Consider the following 9,319-nt stretch of genomic DNA (forward strand, 5'->3'; position numbering starts at 1 on the left):
AGACCGCCTGACGGAAACTGTCTCACCCGCCTTGACACCTTCCGGTGACCGAGCGAGCCCCTTGCCCACCGCTTGCGGGCAAGTACGACAACGTCCTGGCGTGCCCGTCGCCGAGCGAACGTCCGACTGGCGATGGCTGCAAGAAGGCCGACGTGGTCGCACTGTGCCCGGACATGACGAAGCGAGTGCAGACACCCCCACGGCTGACGTTCCAACTGGGGGCGAGCGGCGCGGTGCACGCAAGGCGAGTCATCACACCGCGAGCTCGACCAGAGTCAACCTTGCACGATCCCGGGTCTAACACCCTTGCCCGCGCAACTTGGCCCCACCTGCCTGTCGGGCCTCAGTAAGAGCGTCAAGCAAGACGTCCCCGCTCCACCCGTCGAGCCCCAGCAAATGCTGACGACTCGCGGCCCGCCCTCGTGCGCTACAAGGGCAGCTGAAAGAGGGGGCGGCGTGGTCAGGGTGTGAACGTGGCTCACAGTGACGACCAGAGCCCTGTCGATGACGCCGAGCAGGCTGCGTGACGTGGTCGGCGTCCAAGCCGGGCTGGCTGGCGGCAGCAAACGACGGGGCGCGAGCACCGCGGGTGACTTCCCGGGACGCGCGCGACCAGGCGGGCTGGTTCTTCAACGAGTTCAAGCCCTCAGTCCGCCCTGGGCGGAGACAATCGTGCACCGAGGCAGCGGATGACCGCATAGGGTGAACGTCGATCTATCCCAACCCATCCCAACCCCGGTAGGAGCCTCAATGGCGCAGAAGGTGCAGACCATCCTTGTCTCGGACCTGACCGGGAACGAACTCGGCGCGGATGGACGGACCGTCACGTTCGGCTTCCTCGGAGTGGACTACGAGATCGACCTCTCCCAGACAGAAGCAGACGAGTTCGCCGACACGATCCAGAAGTACGTGAACGCCGCCCGTCGCATCGGTGGTCGCCGCCGGGCCGGCAGCGGCGGCAGCGCCCCCCGTGACCCCTCCCATACCAAAGCCATCAAGTCATGGCTGGACGACCAGGGCATCGACTACCCCAAGCGTGGCCGACTGCCCCAAGACCTGATCGACCAGTGGGAAACCGCCCACAAGGCCTGAGCACACGACGTCACAGCCCCGAACCCCCGGCCGTTGGTGGCTCACTCCAAGAGCTGAGCGCCACCTCACCTCCGGCATCCTCGGATCGGCCGGGCCCGCGTCCATTCTTAGGCGCACCCACCACGGATGATGCCAGTGACCAGCGCCCCGCTTGCCGAGGGTCGGTACATCGCTGTACTGCCGAGAGTCGGATGCTCGGCAGCCGAGTTCTGGCGGCTGCACACGCCGAATACAGTACGTCGAGCGAGGGTCTGTCGCTATAACGGCGTAAGTGGCTCTATCGCCCCGGTTGGGGCAGGAGGGACCGAGACACTGATGGCTGTGAGTCCACCTTCACCGGAGAAGAACATGGACCAGGAAGCGTTCTGGCTCGAGCAGCAGAAACCCGTCGGTGAAGCGTTCGGGGTAATTTCGGACGTCGGACCTCATCGGGGCTGACACCTGCCGAGCTGCCTGTCATCCAGTAGGTGGTCCCGCAGGAAAAGGACGCCAGCGTGGCGCTGACCGGCTCGGGCGGGCTGCTCAGAGCGCTGACAGGGACCGTCATCGCCACCGCGCCGGATGAGTACCTGTCCGAGCACCTGGGCTACGACAAGCACGCCCCTGAGGGACGCAACTGCGGCAACTTCCGCAATGGCACCCGGACCGAGACCGTGCTGACCGACAACTTCGGCCCGGTGCAGGTCACGTCCCGCGGCACCGGGACGGCACGTTCGAGCCGCAGCTGGTGGGGAATCGCTAACGGGGGCCGAAGACCGGGACCAGATGGTGCTGTGCCTGTAGGCGAGGCACCCACATGGCCAACGGGCTGCTCGGCGGTGGGTGCGGAGCACTGAATCGGACCAAAGCGCATCAATGTCGGACCACCTGGCTACCCTTGTCAATGATGGTTCTGACGACACTCTCCAGCGCAGCCACGGGGTCATTTGGGATACCGTGACCGCGTCGCAAGCCGGCTCGAAGAACGGTGGCACCGTGAACTCTGAAGCGACCGACTATTCGACCCTAGAAGATGACCCAACCGCTATCGACACGCCGATCGGGGACGCGGACATGACCAACGTCCAGCCTCCACAGCAGCAATCGATTCCGACGGTCGCCGAGGCCGTCGCGGCGGGACTGGCGGAGCCTAGCTCTGAGAAGGCCATGCGCGAAGCGGTCGACTCTGCGATCGCGGGCAGCCAGCAAGAGGTCCGCTACCTGAAGGCGCAGATTCGTAAGGGAAAGGCGTCACTTAGGTCAGCATCCAAGCGGGCAAGGGATGCGTTGAGAGAAGTCGATCACGGCGGCGCCGCTTCACTCAAGGAAGCATCGGTTGCCATCACGGACCTGCTACAAGGTGCCAGTGAGGAGATCGACAACTACTTCAGCAGGTACGAGGACGTCCTCAAGACATTCAACATCGCACTCTTTGGTCGAACAGGAGCGGGCAAGAGCAGTCTGATCTCCGCTCTAGCTGAACTCGATGGCGAGCGAGTCTCTCGCGGTGAGAGCGACTGGACTGTCGATGTCACGCCCATCGAGTGGAACTCATGCCGTCTCTACGACACTCCTGGAATCAACGGGTGGGGTAGAACCCGTAGCGTTGGCGAACTTGAGATGGTAGCCCGTCGTGCGGTCGAAGTGGCAGATGTCGTGCTCCTGTGCTTCGACACTCAGAGCCAGCAGGCCAGTGAGTTCTCGAAGGTCGCCGCCTGGGTCCAAGAGTTCTCGAAGCCTGCCATTGCAGTCTTGAATGTGCGCAACGCCATGTGGCGGCACCCGGCCCGAATGACCGCTAAGGCAGGGCGGAGCAACTTGCAGAAGGCCGTCCAAGAGCACGGCTCAAACATCACGGACTTCCTGGCGTCCATCGGGATGCACTCCGTTCCCGTGGTCGCAATCCAAACAAAGCGAGCCCTCGCCGCGAAGGCCAAGGACCCCTATCGCGGCCCAGACGAGGTGAACCACAGCAGCGCTCGGCAGGAGTTCGGCATTGACTACCTGTACACCTGGTCGAACCTCGGAACGCTCCAAGATCTGATCTCTGCGCTAGTGAAATCCGGGGGCAAGGAACTGAGGGTCAACGGCCTTCGTGAAGGGGTGCGCTCCATTATCCAGGCGTGGCACGAGGCGCTCGGTGTCGAGGCCGAGAACATCCAGGGGCGTCTGTCCATTCTCGACGCTGCCATTGCGGAAGAGTTCGACCTCCTTGGTTACCCCGACGCCGTGGGTGGTTCCCCTTGGCTCGCCGTTGAGAAGCTCTCAGCCGTGGAAGATGCCCGTGGTGGGCCATACAAGTCCCGGAAGGTCGGCCGCTTCGAAAGGCATACCAGCCAAGTGATTCGCAACGAGCTCGGCGTTCTGAAGACGAAGTCGCTCAAGGAAGCAAGTAACGCGGTACGCGACACCTTCGACAAAAAGATCAAACTCAATCAGGAGCAGTTTACCCAGCGCGTCTTCGACGACGAGTCCATTAGGACGGCCGCAAAGAAGGCAGCTGACCGCTCGTCGGTGTATTTGGCGCAGGAACTCAAGATGGTCGCGACCGAGGCGGCCGCTGACATCGAGTTTGAGCAGCGACTCTTCAATGTGGACGGCAAGGCCGGCAAGGTTGGCGATCGGATCGGCATTGCTGCACGCCTTCTAGCCGTTGCCGGTGGAGCCGTCAGCGCCGGCATGGCAATCGCCATCGCAGCTAACTTGTGGAACCCGATCGGATGGGTCGGCGCAGCTGCTGTTGTTGTTACTGGGATCGTCTCATCCGTGCTGGGGGGGTTCGGTAAGAAATATCAAACCAGCGCGGAGAAGAAGCGGCTCCGCGCTCGCAAAGAGGCTCTAGGGAACGCACGATTGAGTGTGACCAAGGCATACACTCAAGTAGAGGAGAGCCTGGCACAGTCGTTCTTGCGTGAGGCACGGAAGTCCCGGGCTCCGGCCGTGCACATCATGCTCGGCGACTATCTCGCGATTTCCACTGCCCAAGTCGCCGTCGTCGAGGCTGCAGAAGAGATCTGGCAGCGGGCGGAAGGTATGGAGCGAGCTGACACGGCCGCGTCCGTAATGCGCAAAGCTCTCAAGTACATCAAGACGGAGAACGGCGGCTCCATGAGCGCGAACGCGATCCTCCTGGGAGAAGACTGGATTAAGGCGGGTAGCGATTACGCTGGCCTGCCAGTCGCTCCATCCGATGAACTCCACGCGCTGGCCGACCTGGACACCAAGCAGTTGGTGAGAGCCGTGACCACCGCAGCTGGCCTGGTGACCCGCGAGGAGTTGACCCGGTGGCTCGAAGGTTTGACCGAGTTGGCCGAACGAAGCCCCGAGGTCAAGCACATCCAGCACTCAGCCTGCCAAATGCTGGACGAACCGGCCCGGGTCGTCCTCTTCGGCGACTACAACACCGGCAAGTCATCGCTGATCAAGAGACTCCTCGCCGAGCTCGGCACACCGACGCCAAAGAGCCTAGGCGTCGCCGGCAAGCCGACGACGGCCGAAGAAACGTCGTACCGGTGGCGCAACTTGCAACTAGTGGATTCACCTGGTCTCCAGTCTTGCAATGCAGAGCACGACTCCACGGCCAGGGGGTCGGTGTCGGGAGCTTCGATTGCCATCGTGGTGCTAAACGTAAACCTCGTGATCGGCGACGATGCGGCTCTCAAGGCCTTCTTGGTCGGCACGGACGCCACTCGGGCCAAGCAGGAGAACACCATATTCGTCATTGGCCGGGCGGACGAACTCGGCGTGGACCCCCTGGGGAGCCCAGCGCAATTCCTCCGACTGCGGCGCCAGAAGGAATCCGAACTACGTGCCCTGCTTGCGCGTTGGGGCGTGGGTGACATTACGATCCACATGGTATCCGCTGACCCGTACGGGGCCGTGGGAGACCTTCGCGCATCAGGACCCAAAAGCTACGAGGACCTGCACCGCCAATGGGATGGCATCGCACCGCTCATCGCAGCGCTTGAGCGTGCCAACGAGGAACAGGCACTCCTCTCGCAGGTTGGCGCCCTAGACTTTGCAGTCGATGGACTGCTGGCCGCCAAGCAGGCCCTGCTCGCCGACTACAACGACCTGGATAGCAGTAGGCTCGAAGAGTCGAAGATCCTGACCGCAATCGAACGTGGCATCCGGTCCGGAAAGGTACTTCGCAGCTCACTCACCGCCGAGGGCAAGGCGATGGCGCGCTCCCATGCAGAGAGAGCCGCGAGTGAGGCCATGTCTGCCACGCAGGAGCACTTGGAGGCAGCCGCCAAAGCCGCGGCCAAGTGGTGGGTAGACCCAGAGTTCCAAGCCGACGCCGTCGTCTTCTACGACGATGCGCAGAAAAAAATCAGCGCGTGGAGCGAAGAGACTGCATCTGACGTCTCCAGAAGTGTTCGCTGGAGCAACAGGCACAGCACGGGCAAGGCCCCTAGCGCTCTCCGCCAAGCCAACCGTTTCAGACAGGGCGTCAACTACGGCCGAGGGGCCAATCATGCTGCCAAGGCGCTTGCCAACATCTTCAAGGAGCGCGACGCGCTGTACGGAGCCGTGAAAAAGTTCACGGACATCAAATTCAAGCCGTGGGGTGCAACTAAAGCAGCAGCAAAGGTTGCCAAGGTCGGCGCGGTTCTCGCAGTCGTTGGAGTCGTCCTCGACCTCGGAGCGTTTGTTTCAGATCAGGTGGCTGCCAGCAAGCGCGAGGAAGCCCGGAAGCGGCTCGCGCACGCCATCGACGAGACCGTTGGCCAGGTCGAGAAGATGCTCCTGGACGGAGACAGAACAAACGAAGGCCCCGCGAAGGTTCTCGATGAGGCGCTGAGTCGCCTGGCGCGAATGAGCGACGCAAGCGCTGCGCGACAGCGCGAGATCGAAGCGTTGATGCACGAGAAGCAAGAACTCGTGGAGGCCATTGAGGAGCTCGTGTACGAGAGTCCACATGCAAACGGGAAGGTCGGCACCGATGTCTGAAGATGTGAAGCTCGTGGATCGAGCCGTTAGTTGGTTAGGTGCCTATGGGGACACCGACGACCTCGCCAGGGCGCGCGACACATGGGAGGCGTTCGACGCCACTCCACCAACTGCCACCGTCTTCGGCGCTTACGACTCTGGAAAGTCATCCTTGCTCAGAAGACTGCTGGTCGATGCGGACATCCCCGTGCCGGACTGGTTGACCATTAGCGCAAGACACGAGACCTTCGAGGCGTCCGAGATCACGTATCGAGACATCGTCCTCAAAGACACTCCAGGTGTCTCCCCGGGGAGTACGGACGCCAGGGGCGAGAGCAACACTGCCACGGCCCTCAAAGCTATCAAGACGACTGATGTTCTCGTTGTCGTGGTGACCCCACAATTGCTCACAGGCGAGCGTGAATTGGTGGCAACCGCCCTCGATCTTCCCTGGATTGAAGGCGCACTGTGGTTCGTCATCTCGCGTTTCGATGAAGCCGGCGTTGATCCCGATGGCGACCAAGACGGCTATCGCCAGTTGGCAGACAGCAAGCGGCGCGAACTGGAAGAGGAGCTGCAACGCACCCTGGGCAGAGACCTCAAGCCCCGAGTCTTCGTCGCTTCACCGGACCCGTACGGCGTCGGCGGACCGGACCAGACCCCAGACCCGACGTTGTGGGACCCATTCCGCAAGTGGGACGGGATGGAAGAGTTCGCCACGGAGCTCGCGTCACTCCCTCCTTCAGCAGTGGCGTTGCGCGCTGCTGCCGCCGAACGATTCTGGATCGGTGAAGTGCGGGAGCAGCTCGCAACGCTGGACGCCCAAGAAGCCGAGGTAGAGAGCGTCGCAAGGACCACGAGCGACCTGACCGCCAGAGTCGAACAGCTGCGCGCAAGGCTGGGCGAGCTACGTGTGAGCGCGCACAACGACCTGAACGCAGCCGTCGGTGCTGTGGTCGACCAGGCGATGACGTCATCCGTCCTAACCGAGGAAGGACTCAAGACCAGACTCACCGAGGCCCTAGAACTCTGGCTCGAGCGACGAGGAACTGAGTTGGCCGCTCTAGCCCAAGACATGGAACAACAACTTGAGCAGCAGGTCGCCAGACCGAGTTGGCAAGGACTGAAGCGCTTGATCGAGCAACTCTCCGTGCATCTCCCCAAGGACGACCCTACTCGCGAGAGCAAGAGCCACCTCGGCGACTACAAGAAGCCGCTCCTTGAACTGAATAGGGACCTCGCGAAAGCAACCACCGACCTCAAGGCCCTTTTCGAAAGCAAGCCCACGGGCACCAAGAAAGTGGCTGCTGAGGCTGCTGAGTCCAGCGCCGAGAAGCTGACGAAGGCAGGGAAAGTGTTCAAGAGCATTGACGCCGCGACCAAAGTCATCCCGTTCGCGCTTGAAGCCGCAGACCTCATCGGTCAGATCAACAACGATGCCAAGGAAGCTGAAGCCAAGGTCCAGAGGCGAGCCCAGATCGAACAGGAGCTCGAAGCCATCAAGGATCGCGCAGTTGCGGAGAACTACGATGCCTTTCAGTCCGAGTGCGACAAGTTGTCGGCCGTGCTCAACGAGTTGAGCACAAGCATCGATGCCCTAGCGAAGTCGCTTGACGCGCGACGAAAGTTTTGCGATTCCGCACGCGAAGAGGCTTCGACTCTTCTGTAGTCAGCGTTGTGCCGAAGCGCACCTCCCCTGATCACCCGAACCTTCAGCCTCATGTCGGACTGCGTCGGCCTCGGCGACTGACATACCCGAAGAAGATCTGGTCCTTTGCCTAAGGTCAGTGCAAGAGCCGCGGTTGATCACAACCCTCATCCTGCACGACGAGACATCCGCTACTGCCGCATAACCATGTGCAGCGGAGGGGCTCACCGAAGGTGATGAGGCGCGTTGAGCGTCACAGTTCTCGCACGGTGAAGAGGGTGGTGCCGCGGCCGGGGTCCACCTCGCGTTGGCCAGTCTCGATGAATCCAAGTTTCGCCAGCACACGCCGCGATGCGGTGTTCCAGTCCCACACGGTCGCCCACAGGCGTTTGTGTCCGGACGATCTGGCCCAGTCCATCACCACGAGCGACGCCTCGGTGGCATACCCCTGACCCCAATGGCGTCGAAGAAACTCGAAGCCCAACTCCGGTTCGCCGGGGACGGTTCGTCCGCTGTCCACCAACCCGCAGGTACAGGGTGACTGGCTCGGCCCGGTCCTGGCGGACCGGCAGAGTGTGGAGGGAGCCGTTGATGCGATCAAAGCGATCGAGGTCGACATGGTCCCGGGCACGGGCCTCGAACAGGTGCGGCTGACCAAACTCGACACCACTCAGAATCCTCAGTTCAGGAAACTGACGACGGCACAGTTCGATCGCGGCAAAGTACCCATCGACGTCCAACTGCGGCGGGCTAAGATAGCCATTGGCGTCGATGTACTGGCCGTTGGACGGCGGAAACTCCTCGGGGCTGGCGCGCCACGCATCGTCAAAGTCCAGGTGCTCGGTGAATATCAGGGCAGGCAGGCCGATCCGCATGGCTCGTTCGCAGGTGGAGACCATGGTGCCGGCCGCCGCGGAGTCCGGCCCTCCCGTGTCCCAGGACCACTCACTGTGCACGTGGCTGTCCGCCGTCAACATCGTCGCTGTCCCTCCGGGGCCATGTTGCACGGTACTGGGTTGGTGTAGGAACCGCAGCACCCAGAACGCCCGGATCTACCGCAACACCCGCCTAGGATGCCAGGATGCCGTGGTGACCGACTACGACGCGTTCGCCCAGGAATACGACGCGAAGGCTCGCAACTCACCTCAGAACACACAGTACGACCGCCCAGCCCTCCTCGAAATGCTCGGCGACATCGCTGGTGCATGCGTTCTCGACGCCGGGTGCGGCTCGGGGCTCTACGCAGAAGAGCTCCTTCGTCGAGGCGCCGAGGTAATAGCCATCGACGGCAGCCGCCGACTGCTAGACATTGCCCGAGATCGCCTCGGTGACCAGGTGAAGTGGCGCCATCATGACCTGTCCGAACCATTGGAGTGGTTGCCAGACCGTAGTGTCGACCACGTTCTGATGGCTCTGGTCATCCACTATCTGGAAGACCCTGTCCCCACGTTGCGGGAAATTCACCGCGTGCTGCGCGACAACGGAACCGTCGTGCTCTCCACTCACCACCCGGCCAGCGACTGGCGCCGCCTCGGCGGCAGCTACTTCACCGATGAGATGTACGAGGAAACCTGGACCACGGGATGGATGATGAAGTACCGACGACGACCGCTGCAGACAATCAGGCTCTTCGACTTTGAGCGTGGTGGGGCCCTGACGTAGGGCTCG

At 62.2% G+C, this 9,319-nt stretch carries 5 protein-coding genes and 1 pseudogene; 5 read left to right on the top strand and 1 reads right to left on the bottom strand.

What is annotated here, in order from left to right; genetic code table 11:
* Positions 1-750 precede the first annotated feature (750 nt).
* The 4 genes and pseudogenes from AVL62_RS05535 to AVL62_RS05545 all read left to right on the top strand — a co-directional run bounded on the left by AVL62_RS05535 (position 751) and on the right by AVL62_RS05545 (position 7,672).
* Complete coding sequence (locus AVL62_RS05535) at positions 751-1,092, top strand: histone-like nucleoid-structuring protein Lsr2 (protein ID WP_058890672.1); 342 nt, start codon at positions 751-753, stop codon at positions 1,090-1,092.
* 491 nt (positions 1,093-1,583) lie between these two features.
* Positions 1,584-1,831, top strand: a pseudogene (locus AVL62_RS16995) (transposase); the annotation flags it as partial.
* Positions 1,832-2,067: 236 nt separating this feature from the next.
* Entirely contained in the window at positions 2,068-6,024 is a 3,957-nt protein-coding gene (locus AVL62_RS05540; RefSeq protein WP_161937842.1) for a GTPase, read from the top strand.
* Positions 6,017-7,672, top strand: a complete 1,656-nt coding sequence (locus tag AVL62_RS05545) for a GTPase (protein ID WP_058890674.1) — start codon at positions 6,017-6,019, stop codon at positions 7,670-7,672. The genes AVL62_RS05540 and AVL62_RS05545 overlap by 8 nt, the downstream gene beginning before the upstream one ends.
* Before the next feature lie 232 nt (positions 7,673-7,904).
* Here the strand turns inward: AVL62_RS05545 and AVL62_RS05550 are convergent, their stop codons facing one another.
* Complete coding sequence (locus tag AVL62_RS05550; RefSeq protein ID WP_235585564.1) at positions 7,905-8,171, bottom strand: GNAT family N-acetyltransferase; 267 nt, start codon at positions 8,169-8,171, stop codon at positions 7,905-7,907.
* 569 nt (positions 8,172-8,740) lie between these two features.
* Here AVL62_RS05550 and AVL62_RS05555 point away from each other — a divergent pair.
* Positions 8,741-9,313 carry a class I SAM-dependent methyltransferase gene (locus AVL62_RS05555; protein ID WP_161937843.1) on the top strand — a complete coding sequence of 191 codons (573 nt, stop codon included), beginning with the start codon at positions 8,741-8,743 and terminating at the stop codon, positions 9,311-9,313.
* The last annotated feature ends 6 nt before the right edge of the window (positions 9,314-9,319 follow it).

The organism is Serinicoccus chungangensis, assembly GCF_001483745.1.
GTDB lineage: Bacteria > Actinomycetota > Actinomycetes > Actinomycetales > Dermatophilaceae > Ornithinicoccus > Ornithinicoccus chungangensis_A.

Excerpts from the sequence above, each read along its gene's own strand:
- AVL62_RS05535 (WP_058890672.1), top strand. The coding sequence starts at position 751 with ATGGCGCAGAAGGTGCAGACCATCCTTGTCTCGGACCTGACCGGGAAC.
- AVL62_RS05545 (WP_058890674.1), top strand. The coding sequence starts at position 6,017 with ATGTCTGAAGATGTGAAGCTCGTGGATCGAGCCGTTAGTTGGTTAGGT.